Genomic DNA, 237 nt, shown 5'->3' on the forward strand with positions numbered 1-237 from the left:
GGTCATACACTCAATGAACCGTGGCTGTTTCTGTTGAGCATGTCAGTCTGGATCGGTTTTTGTACCTGGGCGTGCGCGCATTTCACCAACAACGTGGCCTACGCTTTTCAACTGGCAGGCTATACCGCGGCGATTATTGCGTTTCCAATGGTGCATATTACAGAGGTTACACAACTGTGGGATATCGCCCAGGCACGTGTGTGCGAAGTCATTGTCGGGATCCTCTGTGGTGGCTTG

The 237-nt window shown here is 51.9% G+C and carries 1 protein-coding gene; it reads left to right on the forward strand.

Annotation, left to right across the window (positions count from 1 at the left end; genetic code table 11):
* The coding region (locus tag FDX22_RS21520; RefSeq protein WP_186805414.1) for an FUSC family protein at positions 1-237 on the forward strand (237 nt) is incomplete at both ends.

This window comes from Citrobacter sp. TBCS-14, from assembly GCF_005280805.1.
Lineage (GTDB): Bacteria > Pseudomonadota > Gammaproteobacteria > Enterobacterales > Enterobacteriaceae > Citrobacter > Citrobacter gillenii.